Raw genomic sequence first — 20270 nt, forward strand, 5'->3', positions numbered from 1 at the left:
ATCCATTGACTCCTGAACGTGGGAATCCCCACGTGTACTGTGTGACGTTGATATTTCCATCTTATTTTGGGGTTAAAACACTCGCTTCGAGTACAATCAAAAAGATATGCGCGCAAAATAATTAAGGTATATTTAAGAAAGACTTCACGTTTTAAAGTTTTTTTTATAAAAGCGTAGTGTTATTATTCCGCAGCTATTTAGGGATATTGAAGGACAATCAAGAGAAAAGGGCTTTGCAGAATAATAACGATACGTGCTCACAAACTGTTTTATCTGAGATAAATGAGTCGAGTGGCAGTGACATAAGTGAGTTGAGCGCAGAGGCAGGGAGCTTGGACTGGGAGCAGATTAAAACCCAGTTGCAAATCATGGTGCTAAAGATTGATAAAAAACTGAGTCAATCAGTCAACGCCATCCTCCACCATCCCCGATTTCAGGAACTTGAAGCTAACTGGCGAGGTTTGTATTTTCTTTGTCGTGAGCGCTCACTAGAGAAATCAGCCCGAAAAACCAAAATTAAAGTACTTGATATCAGTCTGGCTCAGCTTGGAAAGGACTTATCGAGAGCCATCGACTTTGATCAGAGTGAGATTTTCAAAAAGGTTTACGCTGAAGAATACGACAATCCGGGGGGCGAACCCTACTCGGTGTTATTGGGCTGTTATCGGATGCAACTTAAGCCAAGGCCTGAGGTAGGCATTGGTGACATTGAAATCTTGCAGTTGATGTCGGGTGTGGCTGCGGCAGCATTTTCGCCATTTCTTACCAGCTTAGAACCGAGCTTTTTTGGGGTGGATCGATATCAAGATTTATCGCCTTTAATGAATGTCACTGAGATGATGCGCCAAAAAGAGTATCGCGCTTGGAATAGCCTTAGGAAGAGTGAGGACGCACGCTTTCTTGGCTTAGTATTGCCAGATATCTTAATGCGACAACAGTACCAAAATGACGGTACTCGAAACGATGGATTTGTATTTAAAGAAACCATTGAACACTCTGGGGACCGGTTGTGGGGCAATGCGGTTTTCGCGTTTACGACAACGGTAATGCGAGCATTTTCTGAGCATGGGTGGTTTGCTTCAATCAGGGGAGTACCGCGGGGACAGGTCAGTGGCGGCGTAGTTACGGACTTACCAGTAGAGCGATCTGCTGTTGATGGTTGGAGTGAATTAGCGCCCGTAGCTGTGAGCGTGACCGACGGTTTAGAGCAACAACTGCACAGCAATGGATTTATACCAGCAATGGCGTTAGCAAGAACCCCATATTTAGCCTTTTATGGCAATAACTCGGTACAAAAACCGCAAGTGTACAACGATGCGGTGGCGACGACCAATGCCGCAATGTCGAGCATGATGCAATATACCTTGTGTGTCTCAAGATTTGCTCATTACATAAAAGTTATCTGCCGTGACAAGGTTGGGACTTTTGCTAACGAGACAGAGTGTGAGGCATTTTTGCGGCAGTGGTTATTGAAATACACCACGGCGAATGATGATGCGTCGGTAGAATTAAAGGCTAAATACCCATTGCGAGAAGCAAAAGTCAGCGTTAGCGAACGGCCAGATAAACCCGGTTACATGTTGTGTGATATGCACATCAGACCGCATTTTCAGTTGGATAATCTAACGTCAAGTATTCAGCTAACAACCGAAGTCATACAAAATAAACGAGGGAATCGATAATGGATAGTTTTTCTGAAAAATATAGCGAAGGGAATATTGACGCCTGTATTAACCAGTTAGTGCAAGAAATCAAAGAAAACCCCGATCAGCATTACAAAAGAATGCTATTTGGACAAATGTTATGCGTTTCTGGAGATTATGAGCGAGCGGATAAGCAGTTAGATTTACTGTCGACATTAGAACCAAAGTTTGTCATTGAAGTCGCCAATTGGCGGAACTTGATCCGCGCCGCTCAGCATCGTAAAGACTTTTATGAATCAGGTCGTCCACCAGAAGTGATTGGCCAGCTGTCAGCGCGGCTAGAGAAACATATTGCAGCAATGGTGGCGTTACGCGCAGAAGATAGTGAAACTTTCAGTGCTGTACTGTCAGAAGCTGAAGAAGCTCGTAAAGCGGTGAAAGGAACTTGGAATCAGGAGTCAAAGGAGTTTGATGATTTTCGAGATCTTGACGATTTAAACGGAGGCTTCATGGAAGTGCTTGCCCCCAATGGGAATTATTACTGGATTGCCAACGAGTCAATATCGTCGATTGTGTTTGAAGAAGCCAAGCAGCCGATTGATTTCTTATGGCGGAAGGCTGACTTAATCTTAAACGATGGAACGCAGGGCGAAGTGTATATCCCTGTAACTTATGTGGATTCCATGAACGATCAACAACGTCTGGCCCGAGAAACTGAATGGGAAGATTACCGTGAAACGGAAACCATGCGTGGTCGTGGACAGAAAACGTATTTAGTCGGCGACGAGGCCGTATCGATCTTAGAAATCAACAGTATTGAATTTAATCATTAAGAAAGAGGCACGGACGGAAAGTAAAATGAAACTACTACTATTAGCGCTCGCATTATTGTTGTTACTGCCGGGGTGTGAATTACTGAACAAAACATTTTCGATGGGTGCTATGTCCGAAGAAGAGCGTTATCTAGAGAAAAAAAGGCAGTCTGAAAGAGACAAGGTCTATATCTATCAGAAAGAAGTTGTGTCGGCTGAAGAGTATATGCACATCATTGATAAGTCGTTTTATCGAAATTTTATCAACGAAGAGCAAATCCAAGTTATCCGCTATGCTGACTCAAAATACTATGATGTGGCGCTGCGTTTAAAAGGGCGGGACATTTTCAGAACAGATAGTGAAGTCCTAACCAATAACGCAAAAGATTTGCTCGATCGAATCGCGAGCTTACTGAATGTTTATGATAAGAGCACTATTACCGTGGTCGGTTTTACCGATAATGTGGGTGCCGCCAAGTACAACATGAGTTTGTCAAAAAATCGGGCAGATAGTGTGTTATCAAATTTAGTCTTGCGCGGAGTTGAGTTAGACCGATTAAAGTCATGTGGGCTGGGAGAAAAATATCCTATTGCGACCAATAGAACGGAAATAGGACGAGCGACCAACCGCCGAGTAGAGATTCACATCAGCACCTATTTTGACGGAAGAGAGTGTCAATAAGCAATGATAAAACCAAGTCAGATGCCAGAGTTAAGGACGTCATTACTTGATGTGCTTGCAGATGACGATGATGGCCAGCAGGGCTTTGATCCTTATGACCGTTACAAAAAACTGGTGTGCCGTGATATCGAAGCGTTACTCAACACAAAAATTGATTGGACGTTAGTGACCGACTCATTGCAAGAACTCAAGCTGTCATTAGTAAATTATGGTCTGGAAGACTTTTCGACAAAGAACTTAACGTATCCCGGTGATAAGGATGTGTTGTGTGTTGAGATACGAGAATTGATCGAGTTGTATGAGCCACGATTAGAGCGAGTAAGAGTCAAAATTCTGGATAACAGTGATCCGATTGATCGAGTGGTGAGGTTAATGATTACTGCCAATTTAATTTTAGAAAAAGACAGAGAACGGCTATCGTTTAGAACGAAACTGAATCCGGTGGATCATTTATTCAGTGTTAAGGAGCTTGAGTATGAAGGATAAGTTACTCAGCTATTACAATAAAGAATTATCCTACTTTAGGGAATACTCAGAAGAGTTCGCAAAAAAACACCCAAAAGTGGCGGGGCATTTAGGTATTGATACGAATGAGGTGGACGATCCTCATGTTGCTCGGTTAATAGAGTCAGTGGCATTTATGACCGCCAGAGTGCAGCAAAATATTGATGCTGGTTTACCAGAGCTGACACAGTCATTGTTCAGCGTGTTATATCCCGATTACTTTGCGCCGATACCAGCTACCGGGATTTTTTCATTTGAGCTCAAAGAGGGCATTGAAAAGCCTTACAAGATTGAAAAAGGAACCCGCTTTCGAGCGATTCAAAGCGGCATGGCAGAGTGCCGCTTTAGAACCTGCTATGAAACAATGCTGTATCCTATACAAGTCACGGATGCCAGTTACAGCGGATTACCTTTTGAATTGCCTGAGCTACCCCAGCGTAGCCATAAAATACAATCAAGGTTAAGGCTAGCGGTAGCGGCAACGAGCAACAACCTTGATGAAGACGGTTTCGAGGTAGAGCGACTACGATTTTTTCTCAAAGGGCAGCAGCAATACATCGCGAAGTTATTTGAGTTGATCCATAACGATGGAGTTGTAATAGCCATTTCCGATAAAGCCCGCCCTGAATCAAGGAAGTTCGTGACTGCTGACTGTGTAAAGCAAGTCGGGTTTGACCATGAGGAAGCCGTACTACCTTATGACAAAAAAAGTTTCAGCGGTTACCGAACATTATCAGAGTTTTACCATACGCCGGATAAGTTCTTATTTTTTGATATTGAAGATTTCAATCAGTGCTACAAACCCGGCGAAACTCAGAAAGAAATAACGTTTTATTGTAATGCACACTATCCAGAACTAGAGCAAATGGTTTCAGCTCAAAATTTTGTACTGGGAGCAACGGCAGCGATCAACCTCTTTGAACATACACCAGAGTTAGTTGATGTCGAGGATGAGATTAATGATTACAGAGTCAATCCTTCAGCGAATCAGCCTGAAAACTTTGAAGTTCATCACATCAAAGAGGTGTGTAGCATTGATGCTGCCGGTAATAAAAAAACATTGTCGCCGATTTATAAACCCAATTTAAAGTCAGGCTCAGCATGGGTATGGAACTACAAGCGTGAGTTTAAAGACATGGCAGGGGGAGCCGTATCGGCAGGATTAGATACGGTGATCAATATGATCCCACAGGGAGAAGATGCTCGGCCTAAGTTTTTACAACTGACGACAGAGTGCAGTAATCGAAATTTGAGTACTAAGTTGCGCTTGAGTGATGGTGGTTGCCAGTTACTGTTTGCAAAGCCGACGCCGAGTATACAGCGAATTCGGTGTGAGTCTAACCTGTCAAAACCAAAACGGCCTATGGTGAATGACCAGTCGCGCTGGCAGTTAGCGCGTCATCTGAATTTAAGTTATTTGTCAGAAAACGGGGTCGAGGGATTGCGGGAAGTACTGAGCCTTTACAATTTTTTTGGGTTGCCAGAGGTCGATAACATGATCGATGGTATCCAAGACATGGTAATCAAATCTGACGTGTCGCGTGCAGTGATTGGTGGTCATTCGGGTGTCATTCACGGTAATCAAATGACGCTGATGTGTGATGAAGACTATTACACAGGAACCAGTATTTACCTATTTGGATGTGTGTTGAACAACTTCTTATCGCAACTGTGCCAAGTTAACTCTTACGTGAAGTTGTGTATCAAGTTGCAGGGACATAAAGAGAAGTCCTATCAATGGCCCGTGTTAGCAGGAAAGATCAAGCTGCTATGAATGACTTAACCGTGAATACAGTGACCAGGTTCCATTCAGATCATCCTTACGCGATTGTTTTTGGAATTGAGCAAGCGATGTTTCGCGAAGGCAAAACGCGGGTGCTGGATGGGTTAGAAAAAGGGCGTATAAAGTTTGTCGCTAAGCAAACATTGAATCCTCATGAGCACTCGGTTCAGTCATACCAAAAAGATGAATCTGTCGACCAATACCGTGTGGTTGGGAGTTTATTAAACTTGACCGGGGCGAATGGAATCATGCCTAACCATTACTCGGAAACACTGGCTAAGACCTTACGCGATAACAATACAGTGTTTAAAGATTTTTTGGACATGTTTAATCATCGCTTGAGCAGTTTGATGTACCGCAGTTGGGCTAAGTACCGCTTTGATACCGACAGAGTGTATCAGCGCGCGGTAAAGCAATACCAGTCGAGCATCGATGTGTTAATGAGTAGTTTGGCTGGTATCAGCTTTTTTGCGAAAGATCACTCGGCAACTTACTTCAGTGGCTTAACCTTTAACAGCGCAATCTCAGCTGAAAAGCTGAAAAATATTGTTGCTGAGGTTAGTGGACTCGAGGTTAGCATCAACGAATTTAAAGGAAAGTGGATTGAGTTAGCAGAAGAAGATTTGAGTCGGTTAGGGCGTAGTGAAAAAAAATATAACCAACTTGGAGTGAGCACTATGCTCGGACGTCGTTGCTGGGATATTGGGTCGGGTTTTGAAGTGGAGTTTAAGGTTGAGGATAAAGCAACTTTTAAAAGTCTAAACCCCGGCGGCAGTATGAACCAAGCGTTGACTAGGTTACTCAAGCAGCTAGTGGGAAGTGGTTTCGAGATTAATTATAAATTGAAAGTAAAAGCGTCGCACTGTGAACCCGTGGTTTTGTCAAAAGAAGCCCGAACCACATCGCTTGGAGCCAATGCCTGGATGGGCAAAAACACCAGCCACCATCGAATGATTGATTATTATTGTTAAAGAGTTAGGAGAAAACTGTGTCGAATAATGAACTCAGAGTGCTTATTGATAAGCTAAATGGATTTTGTAAAAACAGTCTAGAATCGTCAGCGGGTTTATGCCTGTCGAGAAGTCATTTTTATGTGGAAATTGAACATTGGTTCTTAAAGTTACTGGAAGATAAAACGGGTGATTTTCATCATATTTTGTCGTTTTTTAATGCGGACAGTGAGAAAGTTTCTCGAGATTTAAATAAATCCCTTGAACGATTAAAAACGGGCAATGACCACCCTCCGGCGCTATCAACCTATCTGGTCAGTTTAATCAAACAAGCTTGGTTGCAGGCGTCGTTAGAGCGGGGTAACGCAGTAGTGCGTTCGGGGCATTTGCTATTAGCATTATTAAAAGACGATAGTTTGTCTATGTTTACTCATGGTATTTCGCCAGAGTTAGAGCAGTTAAGCGCTGAAAAACTGTCGGTAGATTTTGACACTATTACGGCTGCAAGCAGTGAATCATCTCAGCTTCAAGCAGTAAGCCCGTCAACATCAAGCAAGGGCACGCCAGCGCTTGATCAGTACACCGTAGATTTGACTCAACAAGCCCGTGATGGAGAGCTTGATCCGGTACTCGGCCGAGAAGAAGAGGTGCGACAATTAACGGATATTTTAACTCGGCGTCGACAGAACAACCCTATTCTGACCGGCGAGGCAGGTGTTGGTAAGACTTCTGTGATCGAAGGCTTCGCCAGTAAAATTGTTGCAGGAGAAGTGCCTGATGTATTGAAAAATGTCCGCCTTAAAGTGTTAGACATGGGATTATTACAAGCCGGTGCGGGTGTCAAAGGTGAGTTTGAAAATCGATTAAAAAGTGTCATTGAGGAAGTCAAAGGTTCGGTAGAGCCGATCATCTTATTCATTGATGAAGCGCATACGATGATCGGGGCGGGAGGAGCTGCGGGCCAAAATGATGCGGCCAATTTGTTAAAGCCAGCTTTGGCGCGTGGTGAATTACGAGTAATTGCTGCGACGACTTGGGCAGAATATAAAAAATATTTTGAAAAAGACGCTGCGCTGACTCGTCGCTTTCAAGTGGTGAAAGTTGAAGAGCCTGATCTGAATACCGCGATAGCGATCATGCGCGGTCTCACGGATGTGATGGAAAACCATCATAAAGTCAGAATACTCGATGAGGCATTGGTCGATAGCGTAAAGTTATCGCAGCGGTACATTGCTGGACGACAGCTTCCCGATAAATCGGTGAGCTTACTAGATACTGCTTGTGCGCGGGTTAATTTAAGTCAAAACTCAAAACCCAGACAAGTAGAGCAGCTTGAGAAAACATTAGAAGAGATAGTCAGAGAAGCAACTATTTTGGATAAAGAGGCAGAGCAGGATGCGAACCATCAGTACCGTTTAGAAGAGTTGGTACTAGAGCAGGAAAAGTTAGATTCAGAGCTTGAGGAGGTCACCGAGCGCTGGCAGAAGGAGCTTTCGATGGTGCAGAAGTTGAACGAATTAATGCTGAAACACAATACTGCGTTAGTCGAAACCGAGGAAGAGGAGGCGGATGCTGGAGAATGCCTTACGGAAGACGGTGAATGGAATGCGGATGATCTGATTGGTAAGCTAGCACAGATGCGATTTCAACTAGAGCAACTTCAGGGTGAATCTCCAATGGTCTACCCGGAAGTGGATTCTCGAGTTGTGGCTGAAGTGGTCTCAGATTGGACGGGCATTCCAGTTGGGAAAATGCAGAAAAGCTCAATCGGTGTATCACTTAAATTAGAACAGACCTTACGCCAAAGAGTGGTTGGGCAGGGCAGCGCGCTTAAAGGCATTGCTAAAGCGATGAAAACATCATCTGCCAAATTGATGGATCCAACCAAGCCGTTGGGTGTTTTCCTGCTTGCGGGGCCAAGCGGTGTTGGTAAGACTGAAACCGCGCTGGCACTCGCTGAGCAAATGTATGGAAGCGAGCATAACCTGACGGTGATCAATATGTCGGAGTTTAAGGAAGAACATAAAGTCTCGTTACTCATGGGCTCCCCTCCAGGTTATGTTGGTTATGGTGAAGGTGGTGTCTTAACCGAGGCTGTCAGGCGTAAACCCTATTCGGTCGTATTGCTCGATGAAATTGAGAAGGCTCATCTCGGGGTCCAGGATATTTTTTATCAAGTCTTCGATAAAGGAATGTTAAAAGATGGTGAGGGGCGCGATATTGATTTTAAGAATACGCTTATTATCATGACTTCAAATGCTGGTACCGACACCATCATGAAGCTTGCTGAGGATCCTGAAACACTGCCTGAAGGCGAAGCCCTTAATAAATTAATCCATGAAGATTTGCTAACAGTCTTTAAACCGGCATTTTTAGGGAGAGCGACATTACTGCCGTATCTGCCATTAAATGAAGAAGTACTAGAGACCATCGCTCGTATCCAGTTGGGTAAGGTGTCACGACGAATCGAAGACTCTTATAAAATCAGTTGTGAATTTGATCAGTCCGTAGTATCTAGCATTGTATCTCGCTGTTCCGAGGTCGACTCTGGTGCTCGAAACATTCAAAAGATTATTAATCAAAGTCTACTGCCAGAGCTTTCGGAGTATTTTTTAAATGCGATGATCGAGGAGTCTGATATCAGCGATTTAAAAATTAGGGAAGAATCTGGAAATCTCATATTTGACAGGGGTTAGAGGATCATTTGTCTGGTCATACTAGTCATTGTAAATCAAGTGTTATATGGCTTGAGTTGATTATGATTGCTGTTTCTATGAATTGGTTCTTACTTTAGACTTTATTTGCGTAAAATAGTTGATAAATTTGAACTGATTAGTAATATCTGATCGTGAACTTGATTTCACGCAAGATATATCTTGAATTATATCGATACAGATGAACAAACATATGGACGGTTAAAAGGAGAAAATTTCATGTCTATATTTATGAATTACGACAACATCAAGGGTGAAACGACAGCGAAAGGTCATGAAGACTGGATTGATTTGTTGTCATTGGACTGGGGTGTTCAGCGCGGCATTACTGCGCGTGTGGGCACTAGCAAGGATCGCGAAGCGACATCTGCAGACGTTAGTGAATTGCGCATTACAAAATATATGGATAACACGACGCCTTACTTGTTTAAGGAAGCCTGTGTTGGTAAAGGCAAGCCGGTACAGATCCATTTAACAAAAACGGGTGATACGCTTGAAAACTATATGGAGTACAACCTAAAAGACTGCATGATCAGTGGCTACCGTGTAAACACTGAAGGCGAACGTCCTGTTGAAGAAATCACGCTTAGCTTCACTAAGATTGAGCAAAAGTACACGCCATACGATGATAACCATAAAGCAGCGAGCCCTGTCAGTAATGGTTATGACGTTGCAACAGCATCAATGATCTAATCATTAGTGCTAAGAGTACCATTAAAGGGAGGTCATGCCTCCCTTTCTTGTCTCTAAAAACGTCTCACTAATAAAATGGGAACTAGATTGGTTTAAGAGAAAGTGTAGCACTGGTTATTGAGTAACATAGTTATTGAGTAAAATAGTTTCTGAGTAAAAAAGGGAAGCACGATGGGAATATTTGAGAAATACACACAGGGAAACCGCTTACTTCAAGTCGAGACTCCTCTCGGGGGAAATACCCTCCTGCTAACGGCTATTGAAGGTTATGATGAGCTTTCAGCGCCTTATCAGTTTACTCTAACCTGTTTGTCAGAAGAGCCCAGTTTACCGGTCCAAGATTTGGTTGGGAAACCTGTAGACTTCGGCTTTGAATTGAACAATGGCGCTACGCGCTACTTCAATGGGTATGTCAGTCGATTAGTCAGTTTAGGCACTGCATCAGAACACTTATATCGTTACCAATTGACGGTAGTGCCGAAATTATGGTTTCTCGGTAGACGTGTGAACTTAAGGATATTTCAGCATCAAACATTGCCACAAATTGTTGAGAAATTGTTTGCTGAGCATGAGATCACATTTGAAAATCGGATCACTGCCAATTACCCCAGACATGACTATTGTGTGCAGTACCGTGAAAGCGATTTGGACTTTATGAGTCGTTTGCTAGAAGAAAGTGGGATCTTTTATTACTTTGAACATCTTCAGGGTGAACATAAGATTATCCTTGCAGATAATAAGTCGAGTTATCCCGCCTGTGCCCAATCAGTGGTGGCTCAGTCTTATGGCAGTTTGGACGATGAGCATATTTCAGATTGGCGGAAAGAAGTAATCTTCCCTCATGGACAATATAGTGCCAGAAGCTACAATTTTGAAAGTCCCAATGATGATTTGAGTACGAACTGTCAGGCACACAATGATTTTCCAGGAGTCGAGCCTTATGAAATATACGACTACCCGGGAGAGTATTACGATTCAGGGGATGGGGAGCCAGAAACCAAGAGTCGAATGCAGGAAGCTGAGCAGTATCATGAACGAGTAGAGGCAAAAAGCAGTTGCCGTAATCTATCGGTCGGAGGGACCTTTACCGTCAGTATACATGATGACCGTACTGAAATGGGACAGAGTTACTTAATCACAAGGATGCAGTATAAAGCTCAAGATAATACTTATCTCAACAGTGATGATCCGCAGCAAGAAGTAAGTAATAGTTTTACGTGTATTCCAAAGTCTGTCCAGTTTCGTCCAGCCAGAAGACAGGCGAAGCCTTGTGTAAAAGGGATTCAAAGTGCAGTCGTGACGGGACCTAAAGACGAAGAGATTTATACTGACGAATATGGCCGTGTAAAAGTACAGTTTCACTGGGATCGTGAAGGGAATTTGGATGAGAATAGTTCCTGCTGGGTGCGCGTGTCGCAGCAATGGGCTGGTGCGGGTTTTGGTGGTATCAATATTCCTCGAGTGGGTCATGAAGTCTTAATCGAGTTCGAAGATGGCGATCCAGACAGACCGATCATTACTGGGCGTGTTTATAATGGTAATAACCCCGTACCTTATCATTTACCTTCCAACAAAACGCAGAGTGGCTGGATGTCTCGTTCGACACCAAAGGGCAGCGTTGAGAACTGCAATCAGATTCGGTTTGAAGATAGAAAAGGCGCTGAGCAATTGTTGATCCATGCCGAAAAAAATCAGGACATCGAAGTTGAGAAAGATGAAAGCCACTGGGTTGGTAATAATCGCACAAAAGTTATCGACAATGATGAAACCAGTCATATAAAGCATGATCGTAAAAAAACAGTGAGCAATGATGAAGCGGCTGATATCGGTAACGATCAAAAGACCAAAATTGGCAACGATATTGAGCTTAAAGTGGGGAGAAACTCGCAAATTGAAATCACCAAGGATTTGTTAGAAAACGTTAACAATCATCGAAAAGAATATACCTATGCCAACCATTGGGAAGAAGTGGGTGGGCATTATGAGCATAAAGTACAGGGAAAATATGACCTGGAAGTCGTCGAGAAAATATTTAGCAGAACCACAGAGCATACATTGCATGCGTCAGATAAGGTGGTGATAGCTGGAGCCGGAGGATCGATCACCATTGATAACTCAGGTATTACTTTGGAAGGGAAGGAAATCAATATTAAAGGCAGTGCGATCAATATGGGAAGTGGTTCAGCAAAGCAGATTGAAGCATTGAAAGGGGCTGCTAACGAGGGGTTACCCTTCTGTGAAGAGTGTGTGACGAGAAAGGATGACGAATAAAAGATTACCGAAGCTTACAAAGAAGGAACGAGCTCATTTAAAAGAGCTGCTGTTAGACTCTGTAGGAGATAATGAAGAGTTGTACGCTATTGTCGACTCAGCAAAGGATGGCTCAATACCGCATTACTTAAACGGTCTTAAAGCAAACTATAGAGTGTTATTGACAGGTGAGGGCGCCAAAGGGTTAGAAAGTGTCGCGCCTTATATCGTCAGACTCGAAGAGTCGGCAAATACTGTGAATTGGTATTTAGAAAAGGTATACGGTAACGGGATAGGATTCGTAGTAGCTTCCATGGATTCCATCGAACAGCTTGCAGATCAATGGGCGGGCATCATTGAAACAAAAGTGCCGAGCTCAGGGCATAACGGATATTTTAGAGTATATGACCCTGTAGTACTGCGGAGTTATCTAGAGATACTAGACGAAGACGGTGAGTTAGGAGATTTTTTTGAACATCTAGGATCGCTACTTGTTGAAGCAGATAATACTGTGGAATTAATTTGTTATAGAAAGAATTCTAAAGACAAGTTTAATAATGAAATAATTGTGAGTAAAGAAAGCATTCATAGAGCAGAAAACATGCCGCGGGACACTATTGAAAAGGGAGCGATAGCAGGATGAAGGAAATAGCATTAATCGGTCATACCCATACCTGCAAGGGAACGAAAAGCAGTGAACATAAAAATGGCCCGATAATCAGTGGGCAAGCAAAAGTGACAGTGAATGGTGTGCCCGTCGCTGTTGTCGGCGATAAGCTGCAATGTGATGATTCAACTGACGTTATCGTTAAGGGATCTAGCGTGGTTAAAATTAATGGCAAGCCTGTTGCTCGAAAGGGAGATAAAACGGCAATAGGGGGATTCATTGATAAAGGTGATCCGTTAGTTAAGATTGAGTAATTAGGGATGAATGATGTCAAACAAGTCGAAAAGTAAGATTCAAAAACTATTTACCGAAAATCACTATAAAAAGTTTTTAATGCAATGCCGAGATGAAATAACGCAAAAGTTCCCGGGCTTTTGGAGCAGCCTTTCTCAGCAAGAGCAACTGACTTGGCTTGATAGCGTTGTTCGAGACTCAAAGAAACTCGGGTTTGGGAATGAGTACTTAATTAAAGATTACATGAGCATTGTGTGTAAGATAGGAAAAGATTTCCTCCAAGACCCTGACATCGATAATAAGATAGTACGGTTCATAACTGACACTAACTTTTCACCTTACGTAAGAACCAGAGACACCAATCGATGGATTGATAAAAACTTGTCTAAGATAACAAAGCCAGAGAGGATCTAAGACTATGATGAAAAAAATAACAGTTATAGTATTACTGATTCTTATCGCGGAGTTAGCGATGGCAGACAGTAAAGAGGTTGTTGGCTCAGAAACTGAAAAATCATCACAAAACAATATTTATCATGATTATATTGTTCAAACAAAAAAATTAATTGATAAAAAGTTTCCCGGCTATTTCAAAGAGCTAACGAAAGGTGAGCAATTACAATGGATTGACTACGTGGGTCGACAAGGGGCTAAGTTTGGATACGACAATATAAGCTTGAGGCAGGGCTATACAATCATAGCTTGCTACTTAGGAAAGGACTTTATGACAGATCAAGGTGTAGATAAGAATATTAAGCGATTCTTACAAGATGAAAGGTTTTCTAAATACGTAAGAATTAGAGATATGCAGCGGTATTTAGAAAAGAAGAACTATAAATTAAACAAACCATCGATTGTGGAATAAATGATGAAAAAAACGATAGCAACACTGCTGATAATTTTTGTTACTGGCTGCTCTGCTATGCAAAAGAAAGCCAATGGCAGTCATTTCAACTTTGGATCTAATAATAACTCAGAAGCAAGCGTTTGGTTAGAAGAAATTATTGTTGATGGGAACTGGAGTGCTCCTGCTACAGGGACTCTAGGCTGTGGTGGTGGCAATATAAATGGTGCACCAGCTATTGGCTCAGTTCCTAAAAATACTCCAGCACCAAAAGATACCATTTACTTGGAGTGGTATGCTTGGAGGGAGATGTCAAGAATGAAAGCGGTAGTTGATTTGCCAGGTAGAGATGTAATCTATCCATTGTTGCTTAATCCACCGTGGCCTAAAAATAAATATAATATAAATAAATCCTACTTTATTATTGATTTTAGACCTGACCATAAAGTCTGGATCAAACTTGCTGATACTTCTTCGCCGTCGTCACAAGACGAGGTAATGATTTTAGCAGAAGGACAAGGTGTTAAAACTGATGATGTTGTTACTCGATATAGCCATTTTGAGGAGGGTGAAAACTACAAACTCGATTGTACGGCACACCGTAAACGGATTGAGGAACTTGGGGGATACACGAATTCTTTAGAAGTTTATGACCGTTGGTATCCTGGAGCGCCTCAAAATAAAGAGTTAGGCCATGAGTAGTCGTAAAAGCCCGAATCAGCTACCAAGCAAATGCCCATGGATATTAAGAGTCGGTGTTTTCTTTGATGGAACTGGTAACAATAAAGAAAATGATATCCCTAGAGGTAAAGCCACAAATATTGCGAAGTTATGGGAAACGTACAAAATTGAAGAGGATACAAAAAACCTTATAAGATATAGACGGTTTTATAAAAATGGTGTTGGCACAATTGATGGAGATGATGATGAAGTTAGTGGTTTAGCACTAGGGGAAGGTGGCATAGAAAGAGTTCATGAGGCGATAAAAGAGGTTGCAGATTTTTTTGATGGTAAGCCTTGCGCTAAAGAGTTTGTTGTTGATGTATTTGGTTTTAGTCGCGGCGCTGCTCAGGCCAGACATTTTATCAATGAATTACACGACCGTGCCGCTGGGCCGAATGTTAAAGTTGGCTTTGTAGGAATTTATGACACAGTGGCTTCTTTTGCTGGAGGTTGGATCGGAGCGCTTGACCCTACGGATTTATTCTCAGATGACGAAGCTGGGGATAATATTAATCGTTACAAAGTGTCGGAGTACCAAGGACAAAGAAAGGTAAGACGAGGACGAAGAATTGTAGAGGCCCCATACTATAAAGATATTATTAAAGACTTTAACTTTCACCTCAGCTCTGCTTCTGCAGATTTTATTGAGCACTTTGTGGCAAGAGATGAGGTTCGTAAGAACTTTCCGTTAAGTAGCTTGGAGCCTAATGATGGAGGCTTCCTGAATCAGAAGACATATATTGGCGTGCACTCTGATATTGGTGGAGGCTATGCAACAGATGAAGGTGAGATAAAAAATAAACTAGACTGGATAGCGCGTTATCGACCAGTACATGGAGCTAGGATCGGTGGCTTAGATAGAGCAAGGCCCGATAAAAGCAATCAGTATCGAAAAGAGGAACGATACTCGGAAGCAGAAATAGAAGAGATAAAGCAGGCGTATTGGAAGCTTGGTTATGATATCCGTGAAGAAAGACTAGGGTTAAAAGTGTGGTTGGTTGGCAAGAAAAGCGTTGCTAATACTTTATCCAATGTCTATTTACGATTGATGCACCAGAAAGCCTGTCAGTCTCAAGTACCATTTGAAGAGTTACCTGAAGGCGAAGAGTACGATATTCCATCAGAGCTTCAGGACTATTGGAAATCGTTAAAGGATAACGATAGTTTTCCTCGTTCATGTGAACAAGAAATTTATGCAAAGTTTGTGCATCAGTCAGATGTTGATGATGAGGACAGAGCGCCAATATACAAGCCGAAACAGTATTTTGCTGATTTAGCTAATGAGCCTGATGTTGGCGAAATAAGAACGATCTTTACAAATGACTCGACTTTAGCCGTGGCGCCAGAAGCTAATGATAACGTTGACGCTAATGGTGCTGAGATCTGTACTGAGAATTTAGCGAGTAGGGGTTAGTTTATCGTGTGCAGGTTCTTATAAAGGGGCTTTAGCCGTTTATAGAGTCGCTTGTAGGTTTCTTGATAGAGCTTGTGGTATTTTTTTGTATTTCCTGGAATCGGTTTGAACACTGCGCCCTGACGACACATGGCTGATGTTGCTGCTTCATAATCCTTATAAAGGCCAATGCCGACGGCGGCATTAATCGCTGCTCCGAGTGCTGATGTTTCATAGGTATGAGGTCGTATGGCAGGCCGATTGAATATATCTGCAGTTAACTGCATGCTGGTCGCACTTTGTGAACCTCCCCCTGAGACATAAAGTTCTGATATTTTTTGATGAGTCCTGCGTTCAATATTCTCCATTCCTTCCCTTAAGCTATAGGCGATACCTTCCAAGATCGCATGGTAAACGTGTGCTTTGGTATGAGAGTCTTTAAATCCTATGATGGAGCCTCGAGCTTCGGGACCTGGTACTTTAACTCCAGGAGACCAGTAAGGTTGTAACATTAAGCCATCAGAACCTGGCGGGATGTCAGCAACGGACTCTTCTAGAATTTGCTCGGTAGCAACGCCGCGCTCTTGTGATAATAGCTTTTCAGCATGTGCAAATTCATCTTTGAACCAACTAATCATCCAGTATCCGCGGTGGATCTGAAACTCTAGCGTGTAGGCGTTCGATACGGATGATGGGTAAGGTGGAATAAATCGAACTGGCTCGACATATGTTTGACTGGTGACGTTTATGGTGGCAGTGGTGCCGTAACTTAAACATGCTTGGTGTTTATCCAAGCAACCTGAGCCTAATACTTCCGAAGCTTTATCTGCACCAGCAGCGATGACTGGCAGCCCTTGGGGCAGACCAGTCGCTTTAGAGGCGCTGGATTGAAGCTGGCCTATCAGATCACCCGGTTTCACAAGTTCAGGAAGTTGCTGTTGAGAAATGGGTGCTATTTGCCACTTCCAATCAGAAGGCTTAGCCCACTGGTGGTGTTTGTAGTCAAAAGGAATATAGCTGACTTGTGAGGCTACGGAATCTTTATACTCACCGGTAAGCTGATAATTGAGGTAACCGGATAATAGCAGGTACTTGTGTGTGTTTTGCCATATGTCAGGTTGGTGATGAGCTATCCAAGCTGCCTGGCAACTGGCTTGGAAGTTCTCGAGAGTCGCGTTAAGTCCTGCTAATTTAAAAAGGTATTTCCAGTAACCTTTTAATGGCTGAGTTTCTTCTAGTTTTCGTTGATCGGTCCAGATGATTGCGGGGCGTAAAGGTTTGCCACTAACATCAAGGTTAACGACCGTATTTCTCAGAGTCGTTACGGCTATCGCTTGGATATTCGAAAAGTGATCTGAGGCAGTCGATTTTAGTCTTTGGCACGCTAAGCATAAAGTGTCCCAAAAGTAGCTTGGGTTTTGCTCATACCAGCCAGGGTTAGGTGACTGATAATGATTAATAGGAATCTGGCTTTTGGCGAGGATATTGCCATGAACGTCAAAGATAATGGCACGCAAGCTTTGCGTACCATTATCAATGGCGAGAATGGTCTTGTTGCTCAATTAATTGCCTATCCCTGAGTGGCGGAGTAAAGCATCGGGCGAAGGCTCGCGTCCGCGAAAGGCTTCAAACAGTTCGGCTGGCTCAGCGGAACCGCCTTTCTGTAAAATGTTCGTTAGGAAGTCTTGCCCCGTTTGCGGGTTAAAAATACCTTCTTCTTCGAATCGAGAAAAAGCATCTGCCGATAATACTTCGGCCCATTTATAACTGTAATAACCGGCCGCATAACCTCCAGCAAAAATATGACCAAAGCTATGCTGGAAACGATTAAATTGTGGAGGCTGGATAACAGACACTGCTCGTCGAACTTGGTCGAGCTGGTGTTGGATTTGATCGGGTTGCTTAACATCAAACTCACTGTGTATGGTGAAGTCGAACAATGAGAATTCTAGTTGTCGAACCATTTGCATGGCTGACTGGAAGTTCTTAGCTGCTAATAGGCGTTCCAGTTTCTCAGCCGGTAGCGAATCACCAGTCTTATAGTGTTTAGCAATCTTGGCCAAGCCTTCTTCTTCCCAACAGAAATTTTCGAGGAACTGGCTGGGCAACTCTACTGCGTCCCAAGGTACGCCAGAAATTCCCGCAACAGAGGCATAGTCAATATCGGTCAGCATGTGATGAAGGCCGTGACCGAACTCATGAAATAAGGTGGTGACTTCGTCATGGGTAAAAAGCGCAGGAGTATCACCAACAGGACCATTAAAGTTACAGGTTAAAAAGGCGACAGGCTTTTGGATGCCATTGTCGGTTTTGCGGCGACCAATACAGTCAGCCATCCAAGCGCCACCACGCTTATTGCGTCTCGCATAGAGATCAAGATAGAAGCTGGCGATATAATTATTCTGTAGATCGTAAATGTCAAAAAAGCGAACGTCATTATGCCAGGTTTCGATATCATCACGCTCTTGGAAGGTGATGTTAAACAAGGTACCGGTGATTTCAAACATGCCTTTAATGACTTGGTTCTCAGGAAACCAAGGTCTTAATTCTTCTTGAGAAATGTTGTAGCGTTCGTTTTTGAGCTTCTCACTGTAATAGGCTAAATCCCAGGCGTCGAGCTTATCGATGCCATGCTTTTCACGAGCATAGTCGCTCAGTTCTTTTAAATCGTTTTCAGCTTGAGGCTTAGATTTGGTCGCTAGCTCGGTTAGAAAAGAAATAACTTCTTCAGTGGACTGAGCCATTTTCGTCGCAAGAGATAGCTCACCATAATGTTTGAAATCCAATAACTGGGCAAGTTCATGCCTTAGTGTGAGTATTTCTGGCATGATGTCGCTGTTATCGAACTCTTCGGCATTGGGGCCGATTTCTGAGGCGCGTGTGGCGAATGCCGTATAGACTTCTTGACGCAACTCTCTGTTATTCGCATGCATCATGACCGGCAAATAAGAGGGGAAGTCGAGTGTGATTCTATAGCCGTCAACATCAGCAGCTTCAGCAGTTTGCTTGGCCGCAGCTATGGCAGACTCTGGTAATCCATCAAGAGCGCTTTTATCGGTAAAGTCTTTATGCCATGCCATGGTAGCGTCTAACACATGTTGTTCAAACTTTGAGGTTAGCTCTGATAGACGCTTTTGGATTTCACCATAGCGTTGCTTCTTATCATCATTGAGTGCCACGCCTGACAATTTAAAGTCGCGTAAATCATCTGTCAGGATTTTGCGCTGCACTTTATCAAGCTTTAGTTCATCCGCTCTTTTTGCCAGCGAGCGTACAGCGTTATAGAGCCCTTGGTGTTGGCCCATTTCTGTTCCATAGTCAGAGAGCAGAGGCAAACAAGCGTTATAAGCTTCGCGTACTTGATCGGAATTAGCCACGGAATTGATATGGCTGATAGGACTCCAGGCTCTATCCAAGCGATCGTTGATTTCTTCAAGCGGTTTAACGAAGTTATCCCAAGTAATGGTCTCAGGAGTCAGACTATCCGTTAAGTCGTTGATAGCTTGTCGGCTGTCGTTAATGATGGCCTCAATGGCATCGACCATATGAGCAGGTTCAATGCTGGTGAAAGGGGGTAATTCTTTCAAGTTTAGCAAAGGGTTAGACATAAATACCTTCTAAGATGTTTTGCTTAATTCATACAATTTAGCTTCTTTTAATAAAGCATAATATGCGGATAAATGTGAAAAAATAAAGCCCCTCAAGCCGGAAAAGCAGTAGCGATAGATTAGGTAGTTTCGAATAAATTCGAGCGGGTATATGAGCAGCAGTTTCAAAACTGATGCTTTTTTGCCTTTGTTGAACTTTTCTATGGCCTTTAGCGAGGAGTATTGATTATATTTTTCAGTGAGTTGAGCGATATTCGAGTAACCATAGTGGTTAAAGTAACGCTTGGTATGGGCAACTTTCTGATCAAAGTCTGGGCCTTCATGAACGTTATCTTGCAGTCGATACTTCGCATGTTGCTTGAGAAATAATCGAGTATTCGTTGGTAGGCGTGTTAGATTTGAAAAAAAACGTCCGGCGAAAAGATCGTTGCGACGACATTTGAGTGCAACGTAATCGTGCTGGCGTGTCACAAAAGATTTGAACTCATCAATAATTTCTGGTGTCAGTTCTTCATCGGCATCAAGATTTAAGACCCAATCATGCTGGCACAAACTCATGGCATATTGCTTTTGCTTAGCATAACCCTGCCAATCGTGATGAACCACTTTTGCGCCTTTTGATTTTGCGATAGCTATGGTTTTATCGTTGCTGCCGCTATCGACGACAATGATCTCAGCGAAAGACTGGCAGCTATCTAACACACGACCAATATGCTGCTCTTCATCTTGAGCAATAATAAAAACACTAATTGGGATGGGTTCCATAAGTC

The 20270-nt window shown here is 42.9% G+C and carries 17 protein-coding genes; 14 read left to right on the plus strand and 3 right to left on the minus strand.

Features of this window, described 5'->3' with window-relative positions; genetic code table 11:
- Window positions 1-233: 233 nt before the first annotated feature.
- From tssC to ABD943_RS06805, 14 genes are all read left to right on the plus strand, one after another.
- Window positions 234-1682: a type VI secretion system contractile sheath large subunit gene (gene tssC / locus ABD943_RS06740; protein WP_345292419.1), complete on the plus strand. Its 1449-nt coding sequence runs from the start codon at window positions 234-236 to the stop codon at window positions 1680-1682.
- Window positions 1682-2476 carry a type VI secretion system accessory protein TagJ gene (locus ABD943_RS06745; RefSeq protein ID WP_345292420.1) on the plus strand — a complete coding sequence of 265 codons (795 nt, stop codon included), beginning with the start codon at window positions 1682-1684 and terminating at the stop codon, window positions 2474-2476. The genes tssC and ABD943_RS06745 overlap by 1 nt, the downstream gene beginning before the upstream one ends.
- Before the next feature lie 25 nt (window positions 2477-2501).
- Entirely contained in the window at window positions 2502-3137 is a 636-nt protein-coding gene (locus ABD943_RS06750; RefSeq protein WP_345292421.1) for an OmpA family protein, read from the plus strand.
- A gap of 3 nt (window positions 3138-3140) precedes the next feature.
- Window positions 3141-3623, plus strand: coding sequence for a type VI secretion system baseplate subunit TssE (gene tssE / locus ABD943_RS06755; RefSeq protein WP_345292422.1), 483 nt, complete (start codon window positions 3141-3143; stop codon window positions 3621-3623).
- Window positions 3613-5415 carry a type VI secretion system baseplate subunit TssF gene (tssF, locus tag ABD943_RS06760; protein WP_345292423.1) on the plus strand — a complete coding sequence of 601 codons (1803 nt, stop codon included), beginning with the start codon at window positions 3613-3615 and terminating at the stop codon, window positions 5413-5415. Before tssE ends, tssF begins: the two co-directional genes overlap by 11 nt.
- The gene (gene tssG, locus ABD943_RS06765; protein ID WP_345292424.1) at window positions 5412-6395 is read left to right on the plus strand and encodes a type VI secretion system baseplate subunit TssG; all 984 of its coding nucleotides are present in this window, start codon (window positions 5412-5414) and stop codon (window positions 6393-6395) included. Before tssF ends, tssG begins: the two co-directional genes overlap by 4 nt.
- A gap of 17 nt (window positions 6396-6412) precedes the next feature.
- Complete coding sequence (gene tssH / locus ABD943_RS06770; protein ID WP_345292425.1) at window positions 6413-9070, plus strand: type VI secretion system ATPase TssH; 2658 nt, start codon at window positions 6413-6415, stop codon at window positions 9068-9070.
- 237 nt (window positions 9071-9307) lie between these two features.
- Window positions 9308-9781 (plus strand): Hcp family type VI secretion system effector, encoded by a 474-nt coding sequence (locus ABD943_RS06775; protein ID WP_345292426.1) that lies wholly within the window; start codon window positions 9308-9310, stop codon window positions 9779-9781.
- A 171-nt stretch (window positions 9782-9952) separates the two neighbouring features.
- A complete protein-coding gene (locus ABD943_RS06780) occupies window positions 9953-12052 on the plus strand; it encodes a type VI secretion system Vgr family protein (protein ID WP_345292427.1) in 2100 nt (699 codons plus the stop codon).
- Window positions 12042-12674 (plus strand): DUF4123 domain-containing protein, encoded by a 633-nt coding sequence (locus ABD943_RS06785; protein ID WP_345292428.1) that lies wholly within the window; start codon window positions 12042-12044, stop codon window positions 12672-12674. The genes ABD943_RS06780 and ABD943_RS06785 overlap by 11 nt, the downstream gene beginning before the upstream one ends.
- Window positions 12671-12952 carry a PAAR domain-containing protein gene (locus ABD943_RS06790; protein WP_345292429.1) on the plus strand — a complete coding sequence of 94 codons (282 nt, stop codon included), beginning with the start codon at window positions 12671-12673 and terminating at the stop codon, window positions 12950-12952. The genes ABD943_RS06785 and ABD943_RS06790 overlap by 4 nt, the downstream gene beginning before the upstream one ends.
- Before the next feature lie 398 nt (window positions 12953-13350).
- Window positions 13351-13797 (plus strand): hypothetical protein, encoded by a 447-nt coding sequence (locus ABD943_RS06795; protein ID WP_345292430.1) that lies wholly within the window; start codon window positions 13351-13353, stop codon window positions 13795-13797.
- Window positions 13798-14478 (plus strand): hypothetical protein, encoded by a 681-nt coding sequence (locus ABD943_RS06800; protein ID WP_345292431.1) that lies wholly within the window; start codon window positions 13798-13800, stop codon window positions 14476-14478.
- Window positions 14471-15913: a phospholipase effector Tle1 domain-containing protein gene (locus tag ABD943_RS06805; RefSeq protein ID WP_345292432.1), complete on the plus strand. Its 1443-nt coding sequence runs from the start codon at window positions 14471-14473 to the stop codon at window positions 15911-15913. The genes ABD943_RS06800 and ABD943_RS06805 overlap by 8 nt, the downstream gene beginning before the upstream one ends.
- Here the strand turns inward: ABD943_RS06805 and ABD943_RS06810 are convergent.
- From ABD943_RS06810 to ABD943_RS06820, 3 genes are read right to left on the minus strand one after another with little or no spacing between them, the layout of a single operon-like run.
- Complete coding sequence (locus tag ABD943_RS06810; protein ID WP_345292433.1) at window positions 15910-17454, minus strand: FGGY-family carbohydrate kinase; 1545 nt, start codon at window positions 17452-17454, stop codon at window positions 15910-15912. The two genes, ABD943_RS06805 and ABD943_RS06810, sit on opposite strands and share 4 nt — an antisense overlap.
- Window positions 17455-19500, minus strand: a complete 2046-nt coding sequence (gene prlC, locus ABD943_RS06815) for an oligopeptidase A (protein WP_345292434.1) — start codon at window positions 19498-19500, stop codon at window positions 17455-17457.
- Between the two features lie 9 nt (window positions 19501-19509).
- On the minus strand, window positions 19510-20265 hold the full coding sequence (locus ABD943_RS06820) for a glycosyltransferase family 2 protein (protein ID WP_345292435.1): 756 nt from the start codon (window positions 20263-20265) through the stop codon (window positions 19510-19512).
- Between the last annotated feature and the right edge of the window lie 5 nt (window positions 20266-20270).

The sequence above is a fragment of the Kangiella marina genome (assembly GCF_039541235.1).
GTDB lineage: Bacteria > Pseudomonadota > Gammaproteobacteria > Enterobacterales > Kangiellaceae > Kangiella > Kangiella marina.